Annotated in this window: 17 protein-coding genes; 14 read left to right on the plus strand and 3 right to left on the minus strand. The window is 56.6% G+C overall.

The window, feature by feature from the left end:
• Positions 1 to 187: 187 nt before the first annotated feature.
• On the plus strand, positions 188 to 2,068 hold the full coding sequence (locus tag BM022_RS11410; RefSeq protein ID WP_091139417.1) for an STAND family AAA ATPase: 1,881 nt from the start codon (positions 188 to 190) through the stop codon (positions 2,066 to 2,068).
• Positions 2,069 to 3,005: 937 nt separating this feature from the next.
• The gene (locus BM022_RS11420; protein WP_091139420.1) at positions 3,006 to 4,064 is read left to right on the plus strand and encodes a DUF6607 family protein; all 1,059 of its coding nucleotides are present in this window, start codon (positions 3,006 to 3,008) and stop codon (positions 4,062 to 4,064) included.
• Between the two features lie 121 nt (positions 4,065 to 4,185).
• Here the strand turns inward: BM022_RS11420 and ppk2 are convergent, their stop codons facing one another.
• Complete coding sequence (gene ppk2, locus BM022_RS11425; RefSeq protein ID WP_091139524.1) at positions 4,186 to 5,049, minus strand: polyphosphate kinase 2; 864 nt, start codon at positions 5,047 to 5,049, stop codon at positions 4,186 to 4,188.
• 416 nt (positions 5,050 to 5,465) lie between these two features.
• Here ppk2 and BM022_RS11430 point away from each other — a divergent pair, with 416 nt between their 5' ends.
• The 4 genes from BM022_RS11430 (at position 5,466) to BM022_RS11445 (ending at position 10,585) form a co-directional block, all read left to right on the plus strand.
• Positions 5,466 to 7,955 carry a hypothetical protein gene (locus tag BM022_RS11430; protein WP_091139422.1) on the plus strand — a complete coding sequence of 830 codons (2,490 nt, stop codon included), beginning with the start codon at positions 5,466 to 5,468 and terminating at the stop codon, positions 7,953 to 7,955.
• 53 nt (positions 7,956 to 8,008) lie between these two features.
• Positions 8,009 to 8,974: a hypothetical protein gene (locus BM022_RS11435; RefSeq protein WP_091139424.1), complete on the plus strand. Its 966-nt coding sequence runs from the start codon at positions 8,009 to 8,011 to the stop codon at positions 8,972 to 8,974.
• A 7-nt stretch (positions 8,975 to 8,981) separates the two neighbouring features.
• Positions 8,982 to 9,536, plus strand: coding sequence for a hypothetical protein (locus BM022_RS11440; protein WP_091139425.1), 555 nt, complete (start codon positions 8,982 to 8,984; stop codon positions 9,534 to 9,536).
• A 182-nt stretch (positions 9,537 to 9,718) separates the two neighbouring features.
• Positions 9,719 to 10,585: an alpha/beta fold hydrolase gene (locus BM022_RS11445; RefSeq protein ID WP_218146877.1), complete on the plus strand. Its 867-nt coding sequence runs from the start codon at positions 9,719 to 9,721 to the stop codon at positions 10,583 to 10,585.
• A 229-nt stretch (positions 10,586 to 10,814) separates the two neighbouring features.
• On the opposite strand, the gene BM022_RS11450 is transcribed toward BM022_RS11445, so the two are convergent.
• The gene (locus BM022_RS11450; RefSeq protein ID WP_091139427.1) at positions 10,815 to 11,252 is read right to left on the minus strand and encodes a YybH family protein; all 438 of its coding nucleotides are present in this window, start codon (positions 11,250 to 11,252) and stop codon (positions 10,815 to 10,817) included.
• Between the two features lie 1,311 nt (positions 11,253 to 12,563).
• On the opposite strand from BM022_RS11450, the gene BM022_RS11470 reads away from it, so the two are divergent.
• The 8 genes from BM022_RS11470 (at position 12,564) to BM022_RS11505 (ending at position 24,171) form a co-directional block, all read left to right on the plus strand.
• Positions 12,564 to 12,998 carry a hypothetical protein gene (locus BM022_RS11470; protein ID WP_143079574.1) on the plus strand — a complete coding sequence of 145 codons (435 nt, stop codon included), beginning with the start codon at positions 12,564 to 12,566 and terminating at the stop codon, positions 12,996 to 12,998.
• Positions 12,999 to 13,184: 186 nt separating this feature from the next.
• On the plus strand, positions 13,185 to 13,577 hold the full coding sequence (locus BM022_RS11475) for a copper-binding protein (RefSeq protein WP_091139434.1): 393 nt from the start codon (positions 13,185 to 13,187) through the stop codon (positions 13,575 to 13,577).
• Positions 13,574 to 14,986: a TolC family protein gene (locus BM022_RS11480; RefSeq protein ID WP_256209140.1), complete on the plus strand. Its 1,413-nt coding sequence runs from the start codon at positions 13,574 to 13,576 to the stop codon at positions 14,984 to 14,986. Before BM022_RS11475 ends, BM022_RS11480 begins: the two co-directional genes overlap by 4 nt.
• Before the next feature lie 37 nt (positions 14,987 to 15,023).
• Positions 15,024 to 16,640: an efflux RND transporter periplasmic adaptor subunit gene (locus BM022_RS11485; RefSeq protein WP_091139530.1), complete on the plus strand. Its 1,617-nt coding sequence runs from the start codon at positions 15,024 to 15,026 to the stop codon at positions 16,638 to 16,640.
• Positions 16,637 to 19,774, plus strand: coding sequence for an efflux RND transporter permease subunit (locus BM022_RS11490; protein ID WP_091139436.1), 3,138 nt, complete (start codon positions 16,637 to 16,639; stop codon positions 19,772 to 19,774). Before BM022_RS11485 ends, BM022_RS11490 begins: the two co-directional genes overlap by 4 nt.
• Before the next feature lie 29 nt (positions 19,775 to 19,803).
• Complete coding sequence (locus BM022_RS11495) at positions 19,804 to 20,154, plus strand: hypothetical protein (protein ID WP_091139531.1); 351 nt, start codon at positions 19,804 to 19,806, stop codon at positions 20,152 to 20,154.
• A gap of 257 nt (positions 20,155 to 20,411) precedes the next feature.
• Entirely contained in the window at positions 20,412 to 21,026 is a 615-nt protein-coding gene (locus tag BM022_RS11500; protein WP_256209141.1) for a c-type cytochrome, read from the plus strand.
• Positions 21,027 to 21,894: 868 nt separating this feature from the next.
• Positions 21,895 to 24,171 carry a copper-transporting P-type ATPase gene (locus BM022_RS11505; RefSeq protein ID WP_218146878.1) on the plus strand — a complete coding sequence of 759 codons (2,277 nt, stop codon included), beginning with the start codon at positions 21,895 to 21,897 and terminating at the stop codon, positions 24,169 to 24,171.
• Positions 24,172 to 24,237: 66 nt separating this feature from the next.
• Here BM022_RS11505 and BM022_RS11510 read toward each other — a convergent pair whose 3' ends face one another.
• Positions 24,238 to 25,503, minus strand: a complete 1,266-nt coding sequence (locus BM022_RS11510; protein ID WP_091139439.1) for a TIGR03118 family protein — start codon at positions 25,501 to 25,503, stop codon at positions 24,238 to 24,240.
• Positions 25,504 to 26,140: the final 637 nt, after the last annotated feature.

Raw genomic sequence — 26,140 nt, forward strand, 5'->3', positions numbered from 1 at the left:
CGGGATCTCTTCATCGCTTCAAACTCCTTCAATAAGGGAGCCAGATGCGACTTTACTCTAATTTAGAACTGCCCTAGTTTTTGGGGATGACGTCAGGACAGTTTTCGATGCCGCCGGCTTACGTAGCCCAGAGAAACTAGAACGAGGAGTAGTTATTCGTGGGCGAGAGCAATACGGGAAAACATCGTTGCTTAAACAGTTGTTTCGGAGCTATCACGAGCGTAGCTTCGTTCCAGTATTTCTTTCAGGGAAAGAACTTAACAAGAGTACGACTCGCGATATACAAAAAATCGTTGAAAAGGCCGTATCTAAAGCTTATGGACAGCAGGCTATCCCACCTTTCTGGCAATCTGGGTGTGAGCGACGCGTTCTACTACTTGACGATCTTGATGATACTAAGCTATCAGGTGAATATTTTTCCAAGGCCTTAACTCACCTTAATTCCATCTTTAGTTTAATGGTAATTACGTGCGGTGAATTCTTCGAATTTCGCGAGTACATATCACCTAATAGTTTCGGCATTTTAAATAAACTTGATCATTACACACTTCTCGAATTCGGTCACAGGCGCCGGTTCGAACTAATAAAACGATGGGCTAATTTAGGCGGGAACATACACCCCCCGGAAAAAACAATTGCATTAATTGATCAGATGGAAAAGCTGGTGACGTCTGTTATCGGCGCGGGAGTGGTGCCATCCACGCCATTTTTCATGCTGACATTGCTTCAAACTTTGGAAGCAGGTTCTCCAACCGATCTACAACACAGTGCCCTGGGGGACTACTATCGCTATCTCATTATTCATAGCTTAGAAGTTCAGCATGTTAGTCGCGAGGAGCACGCAGAGATTCTCAACTATTGCGCTCATTTGGGATGGTTTGTTTCCCAAACTCCGAGTCAAAAAATCTCCACGACGGACTTTCAGCAGTTTCACCATCAGTTCACTGAGCGTCATGGCCTGTCGCTCGATTTTACTCACAGGAGCAGGCTCCTAGCGCAGGCTAAGCTCTTCGAGCAGTGCGACGACGGATTCGGCTTTGTCTTTCCCTACCTTTACTATTTTTTCCTAGGAAAATACCTCGCGGAACACCTCGACACCGAGGAGATAAACCAATTCATCCGCAAATGTTGTTTAAGTTTACACAACCCTGACTGCAGTAATACTGTTCTTTTTCTAGCTCATCATTCAAGAGATAAGCGAGTGTATGAAGGTATATTGTTTATCCTACAGACACATTTTGCCAAATGTTCACCCGTAAATCTTGATAATGATGTTGATGTTGTGAATGGATTGGTTAAATCAACCCCCAATCTGATATATATACAAAGTGATCCTCTTGAAAATCGTACAGAAATAAGAAACCTTCAGGACAAAACGGAGGCGAAAAGACAAGAGTTGATGCCCGACTCAGAGACTCTCCCACCGGAGTTCGTGGCACTCATTTCTCTATTAAAAACTATTGATATTCTGGGGCAGTTTTTAAAGAATCACTACGGGCAGCTAGAAGCTCAGGTAAAGGAACAGCTGATTAAAGAGTTATTTGACGGAGCGTTCCGGGGCTTACGTTACTTCTTGGAACTGCTCGTACAAGATTCCGAGTGGTTGATACAGAGCATCGAAAAGGTCATAGAAAAGCGTGGCTTAGAAGATGACCAATTGAAAAGAAACGCTAGAGCAAAAAAGGAGACGTTCGAGCTTCTCGGAATGATCGTGACAGCGTTCATCCGCCGATGTGGAATATCGGTAGCGTCACCCCATCTTGCCAGGATAATCGAACGCGTCATCGTCGGTAACCCAACAACTATCTATCGATTAGTATTGTCGGCAATAGATTTGGAATATCAAGGTGGATTAAAGGATTTGAGTAAGTTGCGTGATCTTAACCAAGATATTAAAAATAATTCGCTAGCGCAATGGATATTAAGACAACTTGTGTTAGCCCATATGCACTTATATTCGACGACCCATATTCAAAAGCAACGGGTGTGCGCAGAATTAAGCATCGATATACATAACCAACGACTTGTTGAACTTGAAACAAAAGACAGTAAACGAGTTGCCCATTAATTTGGGAACGTTCTAAAGTGGAGCTAGTTGGGAATGAGACAGAATACGATATTCTTCCTTGTCCTCACACTCCACTCGGGAGAGCATTTCCCTAATGACAGCGACGCGTGCCAAGAGGTTCTCATCGATGCGCATGCACCTAGTAACCCTAAAGTTGCTGCCATCATGAAAAATTCCCCTGTTTTCCCCTTGACTTGTCCATACTGATTCACGAGGCAAAGGCTCGCAATTGCTTTATCTGAGCCACAGGTTACCGACTCGTATATCTTGTCTAGAAACCGAGTGCTGGATTCAAACGAACCGTTCTGAGGTGCGACATATTGTCGCGCGGCAATATGCCGCATTCCCAATCCGATCCGCCACCTCTATACTTAAGCTGCTTGTTGTTGCTGATGAGCATGTAGTACATGATGTTTTTTTCAGTCTTTTCTCCCATAGGTTTTCATAACCTCCTCAGGTTCGTAACATTCTGCCGGATATTGCGAACCTCTTCTTTTCCCGTTGAATTTACCTGCCAGTTGACCAATTATTTTGGTAATGTGGCAAATCTCCGCAGTCAAAAGGAGCGAGCCGGCCGCGCTGGCCTGCACCGGTGTTTTACGGGAACGGGAAAATGCCTTTATAAAAAGAGCCTGGCGCTTCAGGGCAAGGGGCTTGAACCAGCGGCATCTTTCGCCTTTCCCTGAACCTATCTCACAGGCATAATGTCACACCGGTTGCAAACTGCAATACGGATGCCCGCAAGCCAGCCAGCGTTAAAGCCAGCCAGCCCGCCAGCCGTCTCGCCATCCAAGCCCGTTTCTTCATAATTTGTTATTTCTAGCAATAACAGGGGGTGGAGAGGCAGAGAAAAAACTTTAAGTCTAATTTTTGTGTCGCAACAACTTCAAAATTTTCCAGTCTTAGTCGTCTGCTAAATCATGGTTAGGAGATACTGATGAAACGCTCATCTATAGTTGCAGCCTGCTTCTTTTTACTGCCCCTATTGAGCGCTTGCGCCGGTAAATCTTTTCTCGCAAAGCCCGGGTCCGTACCGGATTCCGTGGCGGCTTCCGACGACTACTCGACTGTTGAACGACCCGTTGCTGGGTGCGCAGCCGGTGAGAATGCTTTCGAGTGCGATCGGCGTGCCATTCTTGCAATGCTGGGCAATTACCAGGTGAAATTTAATTTCGACGAAACCGTTGTGCTAAAGCCCGGTTACACGCGTAAGGCTCCTAAACGCAGCGCGGCGTTCGAGCACGTATTGCTGGTCGAAGATACGGGTAAACGGATCTCGCTGCAGCACATCCTTGTAATGGGCGGCGGGACCATCACCAAGCATTGGCGCCAGGATTGGGTTTACGAATCACCCAGACACTGGGCTTATGTAGGCAACCAGCGAGTCGAGCAACGGGAACGGGAAGCAGCCACAATCCCGGGCACATGGACGCAATTGGTATACGAGGTAAACGATGCACCACGCTATTCGGGCAGCGGAAAATGGAACCATAGATATGGGGTTTCAACCTGGACCTCGGACCGCTCCTGGCGCCCCTTGCCCCGGCGCGAATATACCAAGCGGGACGACTACCAGCTCATCAATGGGGAGAACCGGCATACCATCACCCCACAGGGTTGGGCGCATGAGCAGGACAACACCAAGGTAATACGCGCAGAAAATGGTAAAGACGAGCTACTCGTACGGGAATTCGGTTTCAATGAGTACCGTCGCATTGGCGGTTACGACTTTAAACCCGCCTCGGACTATTGGAAATCAACTAGCGGTTTCTGGGCAGATATCCGCCACCGCTGGGAAAGAGCACTGGCCAAAGACGGGTCGGTGACGCTCTCCTTGCGCACGGGCGATGAAGACTTTAACAAAGCAATACTTGAAACCGCAGACGCCTATGCCAAGGACCCACGGCTGGATCAATACCGAACCAAGGTTGATGAGCTTTTTCACAAATACGTAAACGTGAACCTCCACCCTCTCGCTTCGGCGACAAAACAGTAAGGTATATCCACTCCCCTAAAAGCTTGGATTGGGCCGACATGTCGGGTCACTATCGCTGAGCCAGTCGTCTCGGTTGCCTGACATCAAGGCAGGCGCGGCTGAGCCGGGTGTACTTTCGCGCTTATCTTGCGAGCAGACCTTCCTCGATAAAGGAGGCTTCGAACGTCGCCACGATTTGTGGGTCGGGCAGAATCAGACGCTCTTCCTTGCCCTCATACTCCAGGCGGCTGAGCATATCCTTGATGAGATTGACCCGCGCCGATGGCTTATCGCTCGCATGGACGATAATCCATGGGGTGATAAGGTTGTGGGTGTGGACCAGCATTTTGTCGCGCGCCAGTGAGTATTCATCCCATTTCTTCAATGCGTACTGGTCAAGCGCGCTGATTTTCCACTGCGCAAGCGGGTCCTTTTTGCGATCTTCAAGGCGTTTTTCCTGCTCGGCCTTGCTGATGTCCAGGTAATATTTGAAGAGCTTGAGGCCCGAGCGGATCAGCATGTGCTCGAACTCCAGGACGGAATTCATGAACTCATCATACTCATGGTCGGTACAGAAGCCCATCACACGTTCGACGCCGGCCCGGTTGTACCAACTGCGATTAAACAGCACCAGTTCCTGCGCCGCAGGCAAATACTGCACATAGCGCTGGAAATACCATGAACTGCGGTCCCGGTCGGAAGGCTTGCCCAGCGCCACCACACGCGTTTCGCGCGGGCTCAGATGCTCGGTGATGCGCTTGATCGTCCCGTCCTTGCCAGCGGCATCCCGGCCTTCGAAGATGACCACGATCCGGTCATCGCTCTTGATCAGATGCCGCTGTAGTTTCACCAGTTCGATCTGCAGCCTGTATAGCGTTTCTTCATATTCTTTCTTCGACATTTCAATGGTTGGCTTGCTTAAGGCAAGCTTGCCGTTTCCAAGCTTGCCTGCCTTGCCGTTTTCTTTCTTGGTTCCGTTTTCTTTCTTGTCGCCTTTTTTACCCATGACTGTGACCTTCCGGTAATGATTCAATGCGCGATGGAGCGTGCAGCAACGGTTTAACGCAATCCGATCAAACCAGATGCAACCCATCCATCATATATCCCGTCGCACACAGCGGGGCTCTGCTATTCGCGTGCCCAGCCTGGCTGGTACCCGACCTGAACGGCAAATATGCGTAGCAAGTGATGACGCCCCTTTCCGTATTGCATTCCTCTCGGGTTCATCTATACCTAGTCTATGCGCTGCGTGCGCTGCGCTAAAACGCAAACTTGTAATCCAAGGGAAAACCGATTGTATCAATCTCGTCCGCCGGCCCCATGTTGTCTACCGAACAAAACCGCCTGAAATGAGACGTGAGCCAATAGGCAAATCCTCGCACCGTTCCACCTAAAGTAGGAATAGATATCAGGAGAAGGCCCATGACAACCGAACTGAAGCGTTTTACCGAGGCGTACGCAACCATGACAGTGGCTGCATATGAACCCCTCATTTTGCGCTGGATTTCACTTATCGGCATCCGGTTTATCTCGAACGCGGTGGCCTATCGCTTGCCAAAAGCCGCGGCGATCAAGTTTGACGGAAAAACGCCGGCTGCGCTCGCGCTCAGCAAAACGCTCCGCAAGCCGCTGCCCACCCAGATTGATTTCGAGTTCAGGGGACAGGAAATGCGGGTGCCAATCGATATCCACGGCCGCGCGATCCCGCCCGAGGCGATACAGAAGGTCGAGGTGCCAAATTTCCCCAACGCAGTGGCAATCGGCAAGGATGTCTACCTGAACGGGTTTTCAATTACCGATCCCGCGCACTTGACAGGAGAGCAGGGCCCAAACGTTGGCGAGGCCGGCGCTGCCGGCATGGTGGGTGCGGCTGGAACAGCAGCACCCGCTGCGTCGGCAAGGCGCTTCAATTCCTTCACCCAAGGGCTCAAAACCATTCCGATGGCTGTTTCCAACCGCCTCGGCGCGCGCCAGCCGGATTTCGACTTCATGGGCACGCGCGACGGAATCCAGGACAACCTGATGAAAGCGGCGCAGGAATGGGTCGCGCAGCCCGACAAAGACCTGATGCAACTGATGCTGGCCAACACCAATTTCAGGGGCACGATTCTCCCGCATATGTGGCCGGGCGCAATCAGCATACACGAGGCTCTGTCCCCCATCGGCATAGCCCATTATTTCCGCCAGCTCTATTTCAATAAGGAGGAGGGCGTCGGCCCCATCGAGGAGGCATTCACCGTTGCTCCGCTGGAGACCCTGGAGGTTATCTATCAGACAGTGCGTAAGCAGATCCATGAGGAAATTCTCGAACAGGGACTTGAAGTCGTAAGCGAGCAGGCGGTCGAGGAAAAAAACCTGGATGAAGTGTCCGACAAGGTGTCGTCCATGGTTCAGCAGGACGTCTCTGCGTCGATGTCCGCCAACGCATCGGGTGGAGTGGGTGTCTGGCAGGTGGGCGCTTCCGCCTCGGCGAGTTTTGGCGTCAGTTCGCAGCGCAGCCGCGAATATTCTACCCGGCGGCTGAAGGAAGTAACCAAACGGGCCTCGGAGCGCATCACCAAGAGTTTCAGCATCAAGACGCGCGACACTACGGAAGTGACGGAAACTACCACGACGAGGCGTGTGATCCGTAACGAAAGTCCCCAGCCGGTCAGTTACGGCCTGCGGCGGGTGCTCCGCCGGGTAGCGGTCAAGGTGCAGGACCTGGGGCCTCGGCTGGTATGGCAGTTGTATTTGCGTAACCCTGGCACCGGCTTGGCCCGTAGCCGTTTCGTCCACTTCCGGGAGACGGGCCCAATCACCGTGCCTGAAATACCGCCAGGCGTCCCGCCCCGGCCCAGCGGCGGGGTCGAGTCCGAGTCGACCTCCACCAGCATTCTGTACGATTCCGGACGCAAGATGTATTACGTCACCATAGTGGTCAAGCCGGGCGATGACCGGGACGTGGCCGGCGTGCGCATCGATAACATCACCGATCTGGAAGGAGGGGGCAAGGACGACCTTTCTCCTGCGCCGCACAACGAATTCGACCTGGGATCAACATGGGATCCCGGCACACGCACCTATACCGCCAAGCTTGGCGTCCTGCCCGGCGACAGCGCCCCCGTGCAGGTGAATTACAGCTATGTCTGGAAACCTTCGGAAAGCGTGATGGCGGCATGGGAAGCCCAGCGTCAGGCCGCGGTTGCGAAGATTACCGAAGAGGCGCTACAGAAGCAGTTTGAGCAAAACAAGGCCCTGATCACCGAGAAGAGCAAGATCAAGAGCCGCCCCGCCAACGACCTGCGGCGCGAGGAGCGCTACGAAGTCATGAATCGGATGGTGAGCTACCTGTTCGGCCGCGGCGACGACCCCAGCGACCCGACACCGCTGGAAATCGAGTATTTCCACCGTTATTTCGATATCGATGGCATCTTCACCTATACCCATCCTTCGTGGTGGAAACCTCGCTTTGCCTCCAAGACCGTCGGGCTCGAACGCGAAGCCTATGAAATAACCGCTGAAAGCGACCCTGCGCCCCTCGGCAGTTCGCTCGGCTGGCTCATCCAGCTGGATGGCGACCGTCGCCGCAATGAATTTCTCAACAGCCCCTGGGCGCGCATCTGCATCCCCATGCGCCGGGGCCGCGAGCGCGAGGCGATCCAGTGGCTGGCCAAGCATATGGAAGGTGAGGTGGGCTACGATGTAAACTCCGGTCCGCTTGCCGGGCTACTCACCGAAATCGACCAGTACCGCGGCCGCGAGGACAAGCTTGGCATGAATGGGGCCGACTGGGTGACGGTGGAGTCGACCCCCGGCGCCCCGGCTGATCCGGCGAAGCCGGAGGGGGTATATCCGGTGGTGGACGAATTTGACGTCACGGTACCCACGGACGGATTTGTGTACGATGAGCTGAAAGTCATCATTCCTTAGCCTGTGGCTGAACACGGTCTTGTACTGGGCAGTGATATAGATGAGTTAGAGCCATGGCACAGAAGATCGTCATTGCGGAGGGTATCGAGATCCGGGACGTAGGGCAGGGGGTAGCGTTGCTCAAATTTCTTAAGGACAACTGCGATCCAAAGAAAGGCGCGGTATCGGTATGGACGTATCCGAAAGGCGCGAGCGCGAAAAGCATTACGCACGAGGTGGAAGTGGTGTACACCAAGGCGGAATTCGCCAAGGCGCTGGATACCGCGGATATTTTCGTGGTTTACGAGGGCCACTCCCGCTATGGGCAAGGCCCGGCCTTCGGGCCTGCCGGAACGCCCACGGTGCCGGATGCAAAGACATTCCCCGTCAATCCATGGGGCGTCCACTTCCGCATGGGCTACGATGCGACCGATACCGAATGCATCGACGATCTTGTGCACCACTCGGTGACGCCCGTGGAGTACGACCTCACCACGTCCCCCGCAACCGCGTTTCTTCCCGCAGCGCTGGTCAGGGCGGCGGCCACCGCGAAAGCCCAGCAGAAGGCCATCAAAGCGAAGAAGATCGCGGCAGTAGCGGCCTGTTCCACCGCCGGCGCCTGGCGGCTGTTTAATACCTGTTATGCCAAACTCTCCACCACTACGACCGCGCGCGGCGACACGCCGCTCAAGGACCGGAATTTCTACAACATCCTCCCGCGCAAGCCCCCCGAGTTCGAAACCTCCGTGCAGGTCGGCTCCGTCGATCTCGACAAGTCAACGCTCGCATGCAAATTGCTGTTCATGGCTTCCTGCTCCAGCCATGTGCACTTCTTCAAGCCGTTGGACAATCGGCGCAAGGCTGCGAAGTCCAAGTGCAAATTCCTGATGACCGGCCTCATCTGTGCTACCACCCATGCCACCCGGTTTCTGGAACAGGTGCTGGTCAAGGGGCACGACCCTGTTAGCAAAAGCGGATCAAAAGCGGTGGTGAAAGCGTTGAATGGCGTAAGCGCCTCCGGCATCGTGAACATTTATTGAGGTAGAAATGGCCATCCCCCCGCAACTGCTAGCGCAAGTCCTGCGTACGCCGAAAACACAGGACGTCACCGAATCACCGATTGTAAGGGCAATTATCCTCAGTGATCCGTCGAACGCGGCAGAACTGGTTGAGCCGCTGGAAGAGAGCCAGACCCTGGAGGCGTACAACGCCCGGCGCATCCTGTGCCTGTTCGAGCAGGATGCGGTCCCGCCTCTGCTTGGAAAATTGGGCACGGCAGGGCTCAACGCGCGCAAGGAAGGGCTTGAAGTCCTTTGGGCGCTCCTCGCTACCGAAGAGGCGCGGACGGTGCGCGAAGTCCTTTCCACAGTTAAACCCGATCTCGACAAGCTGCTGGACGACACACGGTCGCTGCCCGATGACATGCCGGAATACATCGAACGCGACTTCCGGGGGCGCATCTGCGATTTGGCCTACATCGTCATCTCGCAACTGATAAACCCGCAATTCGATCAGTCGCTGTTTCGCTCGCTGGATGATCGCGGCCGCAACGAGGAAATCAGGCGCTTCAAGGCACGAGGCATTCCCCTCAACATCGCCTAAGGATATCGGCAGCGCCTCCTTGTACTAAGGGATGTGTAGCGGTTCCGTTTGGATGGACGCTCGATGGGTGTGGATTATTTACCTATGGAGAAATTTATGATAACCGAATGCGGAGCACGGAGGGAGTTTGACACCGGGACTGGGCTACCTCTTTCCCACCGGCAACCTTTCCTGGCATAGCGATGAACTACGAAGAGAACTTCGTACAACTGAATCAACATCGGATTTACGCACGGGAGTACTCAGGTGAGGAACCGACGATCATCCTGATGCATGGCTTTCCCGATAATGTGCACCTTTATGACCGCCTTGTTTCCCACCTCTCGCCACCACGGCGAATAGTCACTTTCGATTTTCTTGGCTGGGGCGCTTCCGATAAGCCAGCTGGTTATCCGTACACCGCCGCAAACCAGGTGCTGGAGTTGGATGCCGTGGTCCAACAACTGCATCTCGAGCGCGTTGTCCTTGCAGTACACGATGCTTCCGGGCCACCTGGGATCGATTGGGCAGTTGCCCACGCTGAGCGCGTCGCAGGGCTCGTGTTGCTCAACACTTACTATTGTGAAATGCGGACGCTCCGAGCCCCAGAAGCGATTTGGCTGTTCTCAACAGCGCTGGTTAGAAATATCGCACGGCCTGTGTCGCAAATGTTTGGTAATTTGATCTTCCACCGCATGTTTCTATGGCAAGTCGGTAGATTCTTCCGCGATGCAGAGGCCAGAGAGGAATTTATTCCGTTGCTGTATCAACAATTCGATGCCAAACCAAGCGCTCGTCCTGCGTTCTTTCGGTTGAACGAAGACCTGCTGCCGACCATAAGATCGCGCTCAAAAATGATTCCTGCACTTAAAGCGTTTCAACGGCCTGTGCGGATCATTTTCGGTGATGCCGATCCTTACTTGAATAAAGGCGTGGCCCAGAGCTTTCACCAACTTTTTCCAACTTCTGAGCTGTTTCTGTTGCCTGGTGCCCGGCACTATGTTCAAATGGATGAGCCTGGCGAGGTATCACGGCTGATTCTTTCCATGCCCCTTGCTTACAGTGGATGAGTTCCAGGGCTGTACTGAAACCGGCTTAGACGTTGGGCGCGGGCATAAGTCCGAACAAACTCAGACCGGTGTGCTGCGCATGCCCAAAACACAGGACGTAACCAAATCTTCGATTTTAAGGGCGGTTATCCTCGGCGATGCGTCGAACGCGGCGAAACTGGTTGAGCCGCTGGAACGAGCTCTCATTTGTTCGAAGCGACCATTCGGCAACTTAGGTGCGCGAGAAACGCTAGGGCTTGAGGCTAAGCGATGCGTTGTAAGGGGGTTCCATATCGAATGGCACCGAGAAATGCTCATGCGTGACGATCCACTTGCCATTGATCTTGCGGAAACCAATGGTCGCGCGCATCCAAACATCGGTTTCCTCGCCGTTCGTCCTCACGCCACTGATCCGGTTGAGGCTGTGGGAGAAGGCCACGTCGTCGCCCGTCGTGATGCTTAGGTCACGGATCTCGTAGCCAACCGGCCCCCGGAACGTGGGTAGCCATTCCTCCCAGTTTTTTCTATACGCATCGGCTCCCCTATACTCCAGCGGGGGCGCTAGGTCGAACAACAGGATATCCCGCGCATAGTGAGACATCAGCTCGTCTATGTCCTTTGCGCGTAGCGCTGTTACCCAAGAATCGATGAGTTGTCGAATCTGGGCGTCATTGGATTCGTTTTTCATACGTCTCTCCTAGTCACGTTTCGTCATAGTCAAAGATGACCGTGAGTATCAATTAGTCGTCTTGCGAGAGCTAACATGACACAGTGGGACCCTAATTCACGGGCTATCTCCTTCGGGCACCCAACTAAAATCTGGGCAAGCTCTTGAGTAGTATCTATACGGACAGGGTCTGTTGGAAAGCAACAACGGCTGGAGGGCTGCACGCGCGTCACTTCGCGTACGGTTCGCTGGTCCGGGGAGCGTTTGGCGCTTGCTCGTCGAGTGACTGCCGGTACCTCACGCACCCATGCATGAATTCTGGCCATTCGGGCACGACAGGCACTGGATCTGTTTTCTCTGGCAAGAGGCCCCAAAGTGAGGGATGGTGCCAGCAAAGCTCATGACGACTGCTGTCGCGATGTTCACGAATGCCTTGCCGGAGCTTCCGTACTTCGGCAACAAGCTCTTCACGTGTCATCTCTTCAAGGTCGGTGTCCATAGCATCGTTTCGGCACAACAACGAGTTTAGCGGTTGATTCCTCGCATCTGGATGAGTCAGCCGCCCAACTTCCATTTAGATAGAAAAAATTTTCTGTCTAACTCGGTGAAGCTGTTGCTGGACAAGCGTTTCAGCAATATGCGGTATGCCCATACAGTACTAATAACCGTGAAAGGCGGACACCGTTTTTTAAATACCGAGTTTATGGACAAAAATGCAATATTGCAATTGCTGGCAGCGACCTTGGACAGTGAGTGTCTGCTTTATAGATGCGGCGCTGAACGGCGGTTTTAGCCGAAGTCGGCCCTTCATCTTAGTTTCGAATCGCGACCAAATCTGACATATATGGCCAGCTCAGGTCTGGGTTACTACAAAGCCGACGGTTCGAAGCGCCCGGCACCCGGCCTCAACATCGCTTGAGAACATCGCTGGGCGACCTCCGGCCATGAGTACCGTTCGGCGAAACGCGTAGCAGTCAAATCCCAGCGCGCAATCCAAGTCATCTCCACATTCCCGCGCCAGCAAACAAGAACGCGCTTGATCGCGGGCGCCTTGCATGCGCTCATAAAGGAATTTGATGAGCGCGGGCCGCTGGACCCGCAGAATGAGCTCGGGGATCGTAACCTGTCGCGAACCGCTGCAGCCGCGGCGTTCCCACATTACGCTATGCTAGCCCGACGTGCGAAATTGTTGCTTGAGAATATCGCCCGAGTAATATCCGGACCAGCCAGGCTAAGTCATCACGGCAATAAAACGGTCCCGGCAAAATTGTTCCGTGTAACCGTATGTGAGACTTGCCCCGGGCGCGGAAAATGCCCATACTGGAAGCTATCATGTCATACGTGCGTAGACTTTTCCTGTTGCTGATCATGCTGGGGCTGCCGCTGCAAGGCGCGCTTGCCGCCATCATGCCGCTGTGCACCCAGGCTAAAAGCCTGGCATCCGCACACCAAGCACAGGCACCGCACGGCGTTTCTTCCGCTCCCTGCAGTCAGCACGAAACTGTCAGCCATGAGCATTCGATTCCCGATCCGGGTAACGACAACTACGGGACGACAGATCGCAATGCCTCAGCTGAAGCCGGCATGGGGTTGCCCTGCGACGGGGTGGTGTGCCACATCAGCGGCGCTGGCTTGTTGCCTGCCGCTGCCATGCTGAATCTCGCCGGCGCGCGTTCTTACCCTGCCGATTTCAATTCCCGCTTCATCTCGCTCATTCCCGAGCAGCCGCAACATCCTCCTCTCGCTCTTCCCGCGCCGCTGGCTTAACCGGCTCCACTCTTCAGCAGCAGAAGTAGTCGGCCCGGTAGCCAAGGCGTCACTCACCCATTCTTGTTAATTGGGCTGCCCCCGCGGCGTGTATTGCCGCGTGCGTTTCCCTTCCCATAACAGTTGGTAGCCGAGATCGAACCTGATAACGGCAAGAAGCGGCTACTCAATCATGAGGAGATCAGGATGAAACTTTCGCTGTCATCCGCGCTGTCATCCGTGTTGCCGCTGGTACTTGCAGCAGTACTCGCCGGCGCGCTAGTCTTGTTACTCGCCGATCAGGCACTGACGGCACCTTACTCTCCGCCCCGGGAGGAACTACCTCGGGGCCCGGGGCTGATTCAAGGCCGTGGCGTCGTGCTCCAGGTCGAGCCGGAAAAGGCCAGGATAAAAATAGACCATGAGCCTATCCCCGCGCTTAACTGGCCGCGAATGACGATGCCTTTCCCCCTGAAGGACCCTGTATCGGCACGCACGCTAAAGAAAGGCGATGTAGTGGAATTCGCGCTTGAAAAAGCCGGCTCCAGTTACCTCATTTCGGAAATAAAAAAACAGGGTTCAACGGGGGGTCCACAATGACGCGAGGCGCAGCTATTGCCGCCATCGCCTTCGGGGTCGCGCTGTCCATGTCCGCGCTACGGGCAGATGCCGAGGAAGAGACCCGCGGCGGGGGAGCCCCGGCAGCGGCGCTGTCGGTCACGTACCAAGCATCTGCCGGAACATTTACCGCAACAGGCAACGCGGGTCTCTCTGCGGGACTCGCCGCCCTCCTGGGGGAAGCTCTTCGCAACAATCCAGAGATTCAGGCTGCGCTGAGGGAGCGCGACGCAGCACGCCACAGGATAGCGCCTGCTGAAGCGCTCGACGACCCGGTGCTGGAAGCAGGGGTGATCAATATGCCGTTGGCGTCGTCGACATTCAATCGCGAGGACATGACCATGAAAATGATCGGTCTGTCCCAACGCGTGCCCTTTCCCGGAAAACGCGGCTTGCGCAAGGACGTGGCGGCAAGGGACGCGGAAGCGGTAGAACATGGCTATGCGGAAACGGTCAATCGCGTGGCGCGGGAAATCAAGATGGCCTATTTCGATCTCGGCCTCACCCTCGAAATGATCCGTCTTGTGGAAAAAAACAAGAACATCCTGAACGAATTCCTCCACATTGCCGAGGATCACTATGCGGTGGGCCGCGGCAATCAGGCCGACGTCCTGAAGGCACAGACCCAGGTTTCCCGGATGATGGACGAGCTGTTCCGGCTCGCCCGCGAACAGGCGACGATCGAAGCCGAACTGATACGCACACTGGGCCGCGGCTCCGACTTGGCCCCACCCATCCCGCCGCCGCCATCGCCAGGCGACTTAAGTGGGCAGCCCCTGGACCTGGCAGCGCTGCGCGACGTCGCCCTCGCGCAGCGCCCGCGATTGCTGGCGCTGCAAAGCCTGATCGCGCGCAACGACAAGGCGCTGGAACTCGCACGCAAGAACTATTACCCGGACCTGGACCTGCGCATGTCCTATGGCCAGCGCGACAACATGCTCGATGGCACCAAACGCCCAGACATGGTGAGCTTCACGGTGGCGATCAACCTGCCTGTCTGGCGCGGCAGCAAGCTTGAACCTCGCGAGCTGGAGTCGCTCGCCACGCGCGACCAGGCCCTGGGTATTTACCAGGCTCAACGCAACGAGGTGGGCGCCCAACTGCGCCAGCAGGTGGCGACTGCGGAGCAGAGCCTGAAATCGGCCCGGCTTTACCAGGACGCGATCCTGCCGCAGGCGCGGCTGACGGTTGAATCAGCGCTCGCGGCCTATCGCGTCAACCGCGTGGATTTCCTGACTCTGCTCGACAGCCAGATGACGGTATTCAACTACGAGATCAGCCTGGCGCAAGCGACGGCCAGCTACAACAAGACGCTCGCAGAAATCGACCTGCTCACTGGCGGCGCACCAAGCAACATGCCGAAAAACCAAGCGAATAGCCGCCGCGAATAGCCGGATTCCGGATTTGCATGACCATGACGAAGTTCACGTGAAGTCAATCATTAAAGTAACTGCCATTGTTGCGCTGGTGGCAATAGCGCTCGTCACCGGCTTCTGGCTGGGAAAAACCGGATTAACACCTCTTGCAGACCCTTCCTCCGAGGTTTCATCGCCCGAACTAAAAGTTCTTTACTACCGCAACCCGATGGGGTTGCCCGATATCTCTCCCGTACCGAAGAAAGACCCGATGGGCATGGACTATATCCCGGTTTATGCAGGTGAAGAACCATCCGCGAGTAACTCCGCGGTAAGGATAAATCCCGAAAAAATACAGAAGCTTGGGGTTAAAACCGAAGCCGTCACGTTACGCAAGCTTGCCCGCACGGTGAGGGCGGTCTCCACCGTACAACCGGACGAGCGAACCCTGTATACGGTCGCGCCAAAATTCGAGGGCTGGATCCAGCGGCTCTACGTCAACACCACGGGTCAAACCGTAAAAAGAGGTGACCCGCTGATGGATGTATACAGTCCGGAGCTGGTGACCGCGCAGCATGAATATCTAATCGCGAAGAAAGGAACTGAACAGGTCGGGAATGGGGGCCTGGACGCCATCGCCGGCATGCAGCGGCTGGGCGAGAGCGCCTTGCAGCGGCTGCGCAACTGGGACATATCCGAGAGCGACCTGGAGGCGGTCCAGGAGGAAGGCCGGGTCAGCCAGAACCTGACACTGCGCTCACCTGCGGGGGGCATCGTGCTGGAAAAGAAAGTGATCCAGGGGCAGCGCTTCATGCCTGGAGAAATCCTGTACCAGATTGCCGATCTCTCCAATATCTGGATGCTTGCGGACGTGTTCGAGCAGGATCTTGCCCTGGTGCGAAAAGGCCAGACGGCCACCATCCGCATCGATGCCTACCCCGACAAACTGTTCAACGGCAAGGTCACCTACATCTATCCTACCGTAGACCCGGCGACGCGGACCGCGAAGGTGCGCATCGAATTGCCCAACGCGCAAGGGCTGCTCAAGCCTGACATGTACGGAAGAGTGGAGATCGTTTCCTCCGCCTCCGGGGAAAAAGTCCTCGCCGTGCCCGACTCGGCGGTCCTTCATACCGGCACGCGAGAGGTGGTGCTGGTTGATCTTGGAGAAGGCCGGTATGAGCCGCGAACGGTGAAGCTGGGCCCCCACGCCGACGGGTATGCCGAAGTGCTGGGCGGATTGAAGGAAGGGGAAAGGGTGGTAGTAAAAGCAAACTTCCTGATCGACGCCGAGAGCAACCTCAAGGCGGCGTTGAGCGCTTTCGGCGACCGAGTCCATGGAGCCCATGGCTCAACACCAGGCGAGGACCAACGCGCCTCCGCCGGCTCGCTCGACGCCGCGCGACCCCAGTCTCATCATGGAGAAGGCATTATCGAGGCAATTGACTTTGCTCATGCCACGGTAACGCTCGCCCATGGCCCCATTGCGAGCCTCGCATGGCCTGCGATGGTGATGGATTTTCGGGTGCAGGACCCCGCATGGCTGCGGACCCTGAAACCAGGCCAGAAGATAGGCTTCGAGATAATCGAGGGATCAGCGGGAGAGTACGTAATCGCCCGCATTGAAGCGGCCCGGGAACAGGCGGAAGTCCCTGCGAGTGCCAGCGGCGGGCAGGGGGCGCTGCGATGATTGGCAAGGTCATCGAATGGTCGGTGCGGCACGTGTTCCTCGTGCTGATCGGAGTGTTTGCCCTCGTGTCCCTGGGCGCCTACTCGGTGTGGAAAACCCCTATCGACGCCATCCCCGACCTTTCCGACACGCAGGTCATCATTTACACCGAATACCCCGGTCAAGCGCCTCAGGTTGTGGAAGATCAGGTGACCTTTCCGCTCACTACCGCCATGCTGAGCGTACCGAAAACCAGGGTGGTGCGCGGCTTATCCAATTTCGGCGTCTCCTTCATTTACGTCATCTTCGAGGATGGCACCGATATCTATTGGGCACGTTCCCGCGTGCTGGAGTATCTCAGCTTTGCGGCGGGCCGTCTGCCGGCCAATGTGCGGCCGTCGCTCGGCCCGGATGCAACCGGAGTGGGATGGGTTTATCAGTATGTTCTCATGGCGAAGCAGCATGCGCTCGACGAGTTGCGGGCAATCCAGGACTGGTACCTGCGTTATCAGTTGACCGCTGCGGATGGAGTATCGGAAGTGGCGAGCGTGGGCGGCTTTGTCCGAAGCTACCAGGTTACGGTCGACCCGTGGCGGCTGCAAACCTACGGCATACCGCTCAGTAAAGTAACCGAGGTCATCGCCGCCAGCAACCGGGACGTAGGCGGACGCGTGATCGAGATGGCGGAAACGGAGTATGTGGTTCGCGGCAAAGGCTACCTTCGCGGCATCGGCGACCTTGAAAGTCTCGTCGTCAAGGCGGAAAAGGGCACGCCGGTGCTGTTGCGGGACATCGCCCGCGTCGAACTGGTTCCCGACGAGCGGCGGGGCATAGCCGAGCTCGACGGCGAAGGGGAGGTGGTCGCAGGCATTGTGGTCGCCCGCCATGGTGAAAATGCGCTGGACGTCACCCGCAACGTTGAAAACAGGATCAGGGAAATCGCCCCTGGCCTCCCCGAAGAGGTCTCTATCCAGCCCGTCTACAACCGCTCGGATCTAATCCACCGCGCCATCGCCACGCTGAACGAGGTGTTTATCGAACAGATCATCATCATCGCGCTCGTATGCGCCGTCTTTCTAATGCATGTGCGCAGCGCCCTGGTGGCGATCATCATGCTCCCCATCGGCGTGCTGATCGCCTTCATCGCCATGGGATTGCTCGGCATCAACTCCAATATCATGAGCTTGGCGGGGATCGCACTTGCCATCGCGGAAATGACCGACGCAGCCATCGTCATGGTCGAGAATGCGCACAAGCATCTCGCACGCCTCGAACCCGGCACAGGCAGCGCCTCCCGTTCAGCCGCCGTGATTGCCGCCTGCAGGGAGGTGGGGCCGTCATTATTCTTCAGTCTGCTGATCATCACCGTATCGTTCCTGCCGGTATTTACGCTCGAAGCCCAGGAAGGACGAATGTTTCAGCCGCTCGCCTATACCAAGACCTTTGCCATGGCCGGCGCTGCCATCCTCTCCATCACGCTCGTTCCGGCGCTGATACTGCTCTTGATCCGAGGCCGCATCCCGCACGAGCAGGATAACCCATTCGGCCGCGTTCTCATTCTGGCCTACCGTCCCGTCATAGCATGGGTGATGAGATGGAAAACAGGGATCATTCTCGCGGCAATCGCAGTGCTTGGCATAACCATCTACCCGGCCCTCAGGTTGGGCACGGAATTCATGCCGGCATTGAACGAGGGAACACTGCTTTTCATGCCCGTAACGCTGCCCGGCATTTCGGTGACCAAGGCGGGGGAAATCCTTCAGACTCAGGACAAGATCATCAAAAGCTTTCCCGAGGTGGCGTCCGTGTTCGGGAAAGCGGGGCGGGCCAATACCGCGACGGACCCCGCGCCGCTGGAGATGACCGAGACCATCATCAACCTGAAACCTCCGGGCGAATGGCGGGCGGGAATGACTCTTGACGCATTGGTCGCGGAAATGGATCAGGCGCTTCAAATACCCGGCGTCAGCAATGCCTGGACTATGCCGATAAAAAACCGGACCGACATGCTTGCCACCGGCATACGGACGCCCGTGGGCGTCAAAGTGTTCGGCAAGGATTTGGGCGAGATCGATATCCTTGCCAGGCAAATCGAGTCAGCGGTCAGAACGGTGCCGGGCACTGCCAGCGTGTACGGGGAACGCACCACCGGCGGGTATTACCTCGATATCGAACCTGACCGCGTGGCCCTGGCGCGGTACGGGCTGGCCGTCGGCGATCTCCTGCAGGTGATTTCGGTGGCCCTTGGGGCCGAGACCGTTACCACCACCGTCGAAGGCCGAGAACGGTTCGGCGTCACTGTGCGCTATCCGCGCGAACTGCGCAGCGATCCGCAGGCGATCGCCGCCCAGGTGCTGGTGCCGGCGATGGGCAAGACCATGATTCCGCTCGGCCAGCTCGCGAGCATCAGGCTCATCAAAGGTCCATCCAGCATCCGCACCGAAAACGCGCTCCTGTCAGCCTATATTTTCGTCGACGTCCGCGACCGCGACATCGGCGGCTACGTGGCCGATGCGCAGCAGGCAGTACGGGAGCAGGTGAAGTTTCCCCCTGGATATTACGCCACATGGAGCGGCCAGTTCGAGTACATGGAACGCGCCATCGAGAAGCTGAAGCTGGTGGTGCCCCTCACGATCCTGACCGTGTTTCTGCTGGTATATCTAAACTTCCATCGATTCACGGAAACGCTCATCGTCATGCTCTCCGTGCCTTTCTCGGCCGTCGGCGGCATCTGGCTCATGTATCTGCTGGATTACAACCTGAGCATCGCCGCGGCGGTCGGCTTCATCGGACTCGCCGGGGTGGCCGCCGAATCCGGAATGGTGATGCTCGCCTTCCTCGATGTGGCATTTGCGCGCATCAAGGCAAACCGTAAAGCCACGGGCGAAAAAGTAACCATCGCTGACCTTTATGAGGCAATCGTCGAAGGCGCGGTACATCGCATACGCCCGGTAATGATGACTATTGTTGGCAGCGTGGTGGGACTGTTTCCGGTCATGTTCAGCAGCGGCACCGGCTCCGAGGTGATGCGTCGCATTGCCGCCCCCATGGTGGGTGGTATGGTGTCCGCCACCGTATTGACGCTGATCGTGTTTCCCGCCGTGTATGCAGTAGTCAAGGGAAGCCCTCTAGGGCGGGAACAGGAAAAGCCATGATAGTTCAAACAACCAGCGAGGAGAGAGGCATGAAAACAGGAAAGTTTTGGGCAATTTTTACGACAGCTTTTTTATTGGCTTCCTGCGCCCAGATGAATCCCCACCACATGGATATGACCAACGCCATCCGCAACGCTAACACGAGCGCGGATCATAATAGGCTCGCCCGGCACTATGAAGGGGTAGCGAACGATATGCGCCGCAGGGCCCAGGAGCATGAAAAGGAACTCGAAGAATATGAAAGCCATCCTTATTATGGCAAACGGGCTCAAGACCTGAAAGCCCATTGCCGGACGTTGATAAACAACTATGAGCGAGCAGCCGAGGCAAACACGAGCATGGCGAGAGTTCATCGACAGATGGCGGAAGAAGCTCAATAACAGGGGCGTCGGACAGCTTCGATAAAAGTTGCTCAAATACGCGCAGCATGACCTAAGATGAATTGATGGGCGAGGAAAAGCTGCGCTGATAAGTGGGCTTTGAAGCCTGTTCGCCCTTTGAGGCACGGTTTTGCAGGCCAAGCTATGAAGATAAAACTGAAGCAGGACGATCTACCGCATCTACCGCATCCACGCCTCGATAACCGCCGGGAACACCTTGTTTATAAGCATGCGCCGTTGGGGGCGTGGAGCCTGAGATGAATGCCGGGGCGATGCACCGCCTCAAACGATGGTTCCTGATCACGATGGTAGCGGCGGTGGCAGCTTCGGCCAGCCTCGGAGTGTACGTTTATTCCGGTCACTACAACATCGCCGCTGACGAGCCTCACTGGTTCATCACGGCAAAGATCATTGAAACCCTGCGTGACCGTTCGATCGACCGCCGTGCGAAAGATATTGTAATTCCCGATCTCGAAGATTCCCAATTGCTTCTGAAGGGAGCCGATCAGTACGAGGCAATGTGCACCGGGTGTCATTTGGCGCCAGGCATGGAAAACTCGGAGATAAGGCAGGGACTTTATCCCGCCCCGCCCGAGTTCTCCCGGGTCCGTACCGACCCCGGGCGTGCTTTCTGGGTCATCAAGCATGGCATCAAGATGACCGGCATGCCCGCTTGGGGCCGCACCCACGACGACATCACGATGTGGAGTATTGTCGCCTTCATCGGAAAACTGCCCGAAATGACGCCGCAGGCATACAAGGAGAGGGTCAGGGAAGCCCGCGCAGGTGAAGGCATGGCATCGCCAGGAGACGGAACAGGAGAGCACGGCGCGCATCAGCATGGGCACGGCCATGGCGAATCCCGCCACTGATCCGGCGCCTGCGATTTGAGTCGCCATCATAACGCAAAGCCGGCGAGCCCCAGAGAAGATAGCGCTGAGCCTGCTTCGAGCAGCGCTGCGCCTCGCCACCGCGTCGGCACCCGGATACGGAATCCGACAGCAAACCTGGATTAGGCCAGTGACCTGGCAGGAAGGATATCCGGTTGCGCCGTTCAGGAACGGCGAGATATCAAGGGGAGGGCACCCCTCCATTCGGCATCCAGTCCGCCTTCCATTCGACTACCCAACCCCAACTCCCTTGTTTATGCTAACGTCAACTCCTGTCGTTCTGCTATAACCTCAACGTCATATCAATACCGCAAGGTTCCGTGTAGCAGTTTAGTACAACGTAATTTGCTACCGGGACTCGTATAACATCGTTGTCATACCGGAACCACTGTTCGAACTATCAGAATACATATAATGCGCCCGACCATGATTGTTTCACGTAAATAGTTGACATTATATATAATGGATATATAACGGATTATATTGTATTATTTTTATAAACTATGAAGTACGGAAAAAAATCCGCAAGAGACGATTCTTTGAAGTCTGCAAAACAGGCTGGGCTAGATCCTCCAAGTCCAAAACCTTTTTCCACACCGCCGCCTCCCACGACCCTCATACCTGAAGCACAAGCTTGAGGCGAGCTCGGCCGATAAAGGCAGGATCAGAGTGCCAATCAACTTTAATCGCGGCTCGTGGCGTAGCGAACGGACCGAATAAACAAAAAGGAGAATAATTGGGCGTCACGCGTATCGCTGTTCCCGCCCCGAGCAGGGAAAAGGCAAGCACGAAGAGGTTCAAGCGAAGCTATTCAAGGGGGAAATAGGGCAGTGCAGACCAGGAGTGGAAAATGAGTCAAGATCCGAGTCATTCCTCGCATGCCCCTCATGCTCATCAGCGCGCCGGTCATAGCGGTGCCGCTGAATCTGCGCATGGTCATGCTCATGCCGGGCATAGGCAGGGCGCTGCTTCCGCCCCAAGCACAGGAACCATAGGGACAGCGGCAACCGAGGCGCAATGGACGTGCCCCATGCACCCCGAGATCCTGCGTGATGCGCCCGGGGACTGCCCCATCTGCGGCATGGCGCTGGTGCCGGTCGCAGGCACGGGCGCGGGAGCCGAAGCCGACGATTCGGAGTCGCGCGACCTTGCGCGCCGGCTGCGCGTTGGCGTCGCATTGTCGATTCCGCTGGTCGTGCTAGCGATGGCTCCCATGATCGGCATTCATGAACCATTTGGACTGCAGCCGCGTGCGCGCGGATGGGTTGAAATGTTGCTGGGCACACCTGTCGTGCTGTGGGCGGGCAAGCTGATTCTGCATAAATTCTGGCTCTCGCTTGTGCATCGCGCCCTCAACATGTACACGCTGATCGGGTTGGGCGTAGGAATTGCGTATCTTTACAGTCTCGCCGCCGTGTTGGCGCCCGGCCGGTTTCCGCAGGCGTTCCGCGAACACGACGGTGCGGTCGGCACGTATTTCGAAGCGGCGGCAGTCATCGTGACGCTTGTCATCCTCGGCGACTTCCTGCAAAGCCGGGCTATGGGCCAGACCAGCCGCGCCATTCAGCAGCTGCTGAAGCTGGCGCCCAATCAGGCATGGCGCCTGAGAGTCGATGGGACCGAAGAACAGGTGCCGCTCGATACGGTAGCCATGGGCGACCGTCTGCGGGTGAAGCCGGGGGAAAAAATCCCGGTCGACGGCGTGGTGCTTGAGGGCGCGAGCCGGGTAGACGAATCGATGATCACTGGCGAACCGGTCCCCGTGGCGAAGACCGCAGGGGACAAGGTGACGGGCGCAACCGTCAACGGCAACGGTTCGATCACCATTCGCGCCGAACGCGTAGGCGCGGAAACCCTACTGGCGCGCATCGTCCATATGGTGGGGCAGGCACAGCGCACACGGGCGCCCATACAGCGCCTCGCCGATGTCATCGCAGCCTATTTCGTCCAGGTCGTCATCGCCATTGCGATTGTCACCGCGCTGGCGTGGTGGTTTCTCGGGCCTGAGCCCAAATTCAGCTATGCGTTCATCAACGCCATTTCAGTGCTCATCATCGCCTGTCCTTGCGCACTTGGCCTCGCCACGCCCATTTCCATGACCGTTGCAATGGGGCAGGGCGCGCGCGTAGGCATTCTGTTCCGAAACGCGGAAGCGATCGAGCGCATGCGCGACATCGATACCGTGGTGGTAGACAAGACCGGCACGCTCACGCTGGGCCGCCCGGCGATGACCGATTTCTCTGTGCAAGGCGTAAGCGAGAACGAAGTGCTCGCATTGGTGGCAGGCGTTGAGCAGCTATCCGAGCACCCCATCGGCCACGCTATCGTGGAAGCCGCAAGGTCACGCGGAATTATGCCCGCGGCCGTGGAGGATTTTCGTGCGCTGAACGGCTGGGGCGTGCAGGCAGAGATCGACGGCAGGCGCGTGCTGGTAGGCAGCCGGAACTTTCTTGCTCAGCAAGGCGTCGATACGCGGCACTGGGAAGAGCAGGGAGATGCTTGGCGTGCGGAGGCAAAAACGGTGGTGTACTTTGCTGTTGGTGGAATGGCCGCCGGCATTGCCGCGGTCGCAGACCCCATCAAGGAAAGCACGCCCGAAGCGATTGCAGGATTGCGCAGGCTGGGCGTGCGCATCGTCATGCTCACAGGCGATTCCCGGCGAACCGCCGATGCGGTAGCCCGGCAGCTCGGCATCGACGAGGCCCTGGCCGATGTGCTGCCGGAGCACAAGGCTGACCATGTCAAGCTGCTGCAGGCCGACGGGCGCAAGGTGGCGATGGCGGGTGACGGCATCAACGACGCGCCCGCGCTGGCGCAAGCCGATGTTGGCATCGCCATGGGCACGGGAACCGATGTGGCGATGGAAAGCGCGACCGTGACGCTGGTCAAAGGCGACCTGCGCGGCATTGAGCGCGCAATCGTGCTGTCGCGCGCGACCATGCGCAACATCCGCCAGAACCTCCTTTTCGCGTTTGGCTACAACGCGCTCGGCATCCCGCTCGCAGCCGGGGTGCTTTACCCCGCTTTCGGGCTGCTTCTGTCGCCAATGTTTGCAGGCGCCGCTATGGCGATGAGCTCGGTATCCGTCGTCACCAACGCGCTGCGGCTCAACCGCGTCAAGTTGTGACGTGGCTCAGGCCAGGAGCCGGGGCCACATTTAAGCCGACCCCTGTCCCGAACGGGCTTCGCATGCTCAAACGCTCTCCCTACGCCGTCTTGCAATGGAACCGAGAAGGGCGAGTCCGGCGACATACAGCGCCCAGGTTTCCGGCTCGGGAATCGGCGCCGCCTGTATGCGGCCGAAAAGCCCCTCAGTCTCATCGCGCGGTCCCGCCGCGAAATACATTGCATCTGACATGCCCAGGCTCGCGCCATTACCGAATTGCAAGCCCCATAAGCCTTCGATCGAGATAGGTTGCCCCTGTGCGTTGCGCAGGTAGTCAATCGCGGTATGAGTGGTGGGGTCGAATGCCACGATAGTGCCGTCGCCGAAATTGCCCACCAGCAGCTTTCCACTGTACTCGCCAAAGCCTTCCGGAGCGAACGCGACGCCCCACGGGGCGTTCAACAGGCCGCGATCATCCCACGTATGCATCAGGGCACCCGAGGCATCGAATTGCGCCAAGCGTCCCAGGCCCGTCCCGGCGACTTCTTCCGCCGCCAGGATCTGTCCAGGCTTGGCAGGATCTTCCTGCGTCATGGCATAAGGCACGAACAGGCTGGGCCCGTCCGGGCCGGTCAACGCCTGGATATTGAAGGGCGCGTAATCGCCAGGCTTCGGCGTTCCGGAGGCGGAGAAAGGGCTGGCGAAGGCGCCCGCTTTGCTGACCTCGGCAAAACTGCTATCGAAGCTCTGGATGCCGGCGTTGGGACCAAAATTGGCCACGTGGATGCGATCGTTGCCGGGTCCCATCGCTAGGCCGAAGTAATGCGCATCGGAGGCGGAACGATCGACCATGAGCTTGGCGTAGGCAGGCCAGTCAAAGCTGCCATCAGGGTTCTTACGTTCCGTCCACGCGGAAATGGTGCCGCTGTCAGTTACGAAAAGAAACTTTGCCGGCGCGGTAATTGATCCTTGCGTAATAGTGAACTGCTGGCCGGGATTGAATACCACGCCCGTCGGCGTCCCCTGGGTTACGACCGGCGGGTTGGACGGGCCCGGGACCGTCACGAGCCGCAGGTTGTCCGAGTAAAGCGGCTTTCCACCCACATCGCCGACAAATTGGTTGGACGTCCCGGCACCGGCGCTTTCGACCCAGAAGTGGCCACCGAATCCGGCGGGGCGAATCGCAATGCCCCACGCATTGATAAGGGTTGGATCGACTATGCTCGCTCCATAAGCGTCCGTGCTGGCGACCAGGTTGGTCTGCGTGTATGCCGTCGCATGGACAGGGCCAGCACCGGCGAGCGTGGCGGCTAACAGCCATGCTGACGCCTTGTTTGTTTGGAATGGTTTCATTTTCTCTCCTCCAGGGTGAATGAAAAAACTTGCAAAAAAGAGGCGAGGGTCCATTGGCGAGACACCTCGGCATCTCATACCCTGCACCCACGTGTAACCAGATGTTTACCGGCTGATCCGGAAAACCGGAACACGCGGTCCCAGCCGGCATACTCCGTCTGCACCATCACACAGATGGCAGCGGTTGGAGTAGCACGGGAAATGGAGACGCGTTAGCAGCGGGCAGTCCTCACGCTCAAAAAAATTGGCGAGACAAAGTGAAAAATCTGGCAGGCTAGCCCGGCTGGGCTTGGGCTGACCGGCATCCAATCGACAGATAAACTCAACGGTAACAATCGCTTGCACCGTACAGTGCGTGCGATTTATAACGAGTCTAAACAGAAATGATTCGTATTAAAAATAATACACGATTTTTCCCGGAAAGAAGTGTTTTCGAGCTTCCGGTACGGGAAAAATAACCAATATGGGCAAAATAAGGGCGTGAACAGACCATGACGTCGACCACCTCAGGCGCGGCTAACCACTCCGAGTGGCCGGGTGGATGCGTTTCAGAACCCGCGTATGAATACGATTGTGCAGTCCTGCGTTATTACTGCTTGTATCAAAATTAGGAAATACTGTTACCAATGGTAATGTT

It is taken from the genome of Nitrosospira sp. Nsp14 (assembly GCF_900113575.1).
In the GTDB taxonomy this organism is placed as follows: Bacteria; Pseudomonadota; Gammaproteobacteria; order Burkholderiales; family Nitrosomonadaceae; genus Nitrosospira.

Bases quoted from the DNA above. Each gene is read 5' to 3' on its own strand.
- BM022_RS11420 (WP_091139420.1), top strand. From the start codon at position 3,006: ATGAAACGCTCATCTATAGTTGCAGCCTGCTTCTTTTTACTGCCCCTA.
- ppk2 (WP_091139524.1), bottom strand. From the start codon at position 5,049: ATGGGTAAAAAAGGCGACAAGAAAGAAAACGGAACCAAGAAAGAAAAC.
- BM022_RS11430 (WP_091139422.1), top strand. From the start codon at position 5,466: ATGACAACCGAACTGAAGCGTTTTACCGAGGCGTACGCAACCATGACA.
- BM022_RS11435 (WP_091139424.1), top strand. From the start codon at position 8,009: ATGGCACAGAAGATCGTCATTGCGGAGGGTATCGAGATCCGGGACGTA.
- BM022_RS11440 (WP_091139425.1), top strand. From the start codon at position 8,982: ATGGCCATCCCCCCGCAACTGCTAGCGCAAGTCCTGCGTACGCCGAAA.
- BM022_RS11445 (WP_218146877.1), top strand. From the start codon at position 9,719: ATGAACTACGAAGAGAACTTCGTACAACTGAATCAACATCGGATTTAC.
- BM022_RS11450 (WP_091139427.1), bottom strand. From the start codon at position 11,252: ATGAAAAACGAATCCAATGACGCCCAGATTCGACAACTCATCGATTCT.
- BM022_RS11470 (WP_143079574.1), top strand. From the start codon at position 12,564: ATGTCATACGTGCGTAGACTTTTCCTGTTGCTGATCATGCTGGGGCTG.
- BM022_RS11475 (WP_091139434.1), top strand. From the start codon at position 13,185: ATGAAACTTTCGCTGTCATCCGCGCTGTCATCCGTGTTGCCGCTGGTA.
- BM022_RS11480 (WP_256209140.1), top strand. From the start codon at position 13,574: ATGACGCGAGGCGCAGCTATTGCCGCCATCGCCTTCGGGGTCGCGCTG.
- BM022_RS11490 (WP_091139436.1), top strand. From the start codon at position 16,637: ATGATTGGCAAGGTCATCGAATGGTCGGTGCGGCACGTGTTCCTCGTG.
- BM022_RS11495 (WP_091139531.1), top strand. From the start codon at position 19,804: ATGAAAACAGGAAAGTTTTGGGCAATTTTTACGACAGCTTTTTTATTG.
- BM022_RS11500 (WP_256209141.1), top strand. From the start codon at position 20,412: ATGAATGCCGGGGCGATGCACCGCCTCAAACGATGGTTCCTGATCACG.
- BM022_RS11505 (WP_218146878.1), top strand. From the start codon at position 21,895: ATGAGTCAAGATCCGAGTCATTCCTCGCATGCCCCTCATGCTCATCAG.
- BM022_RS11510 (WP_091139439.1), bottom strand. From the start codon at position 25,503: ATGAAACCATTCCAAACAAACAAGGCGTCAGCATGGCTGTTAGCCGCC.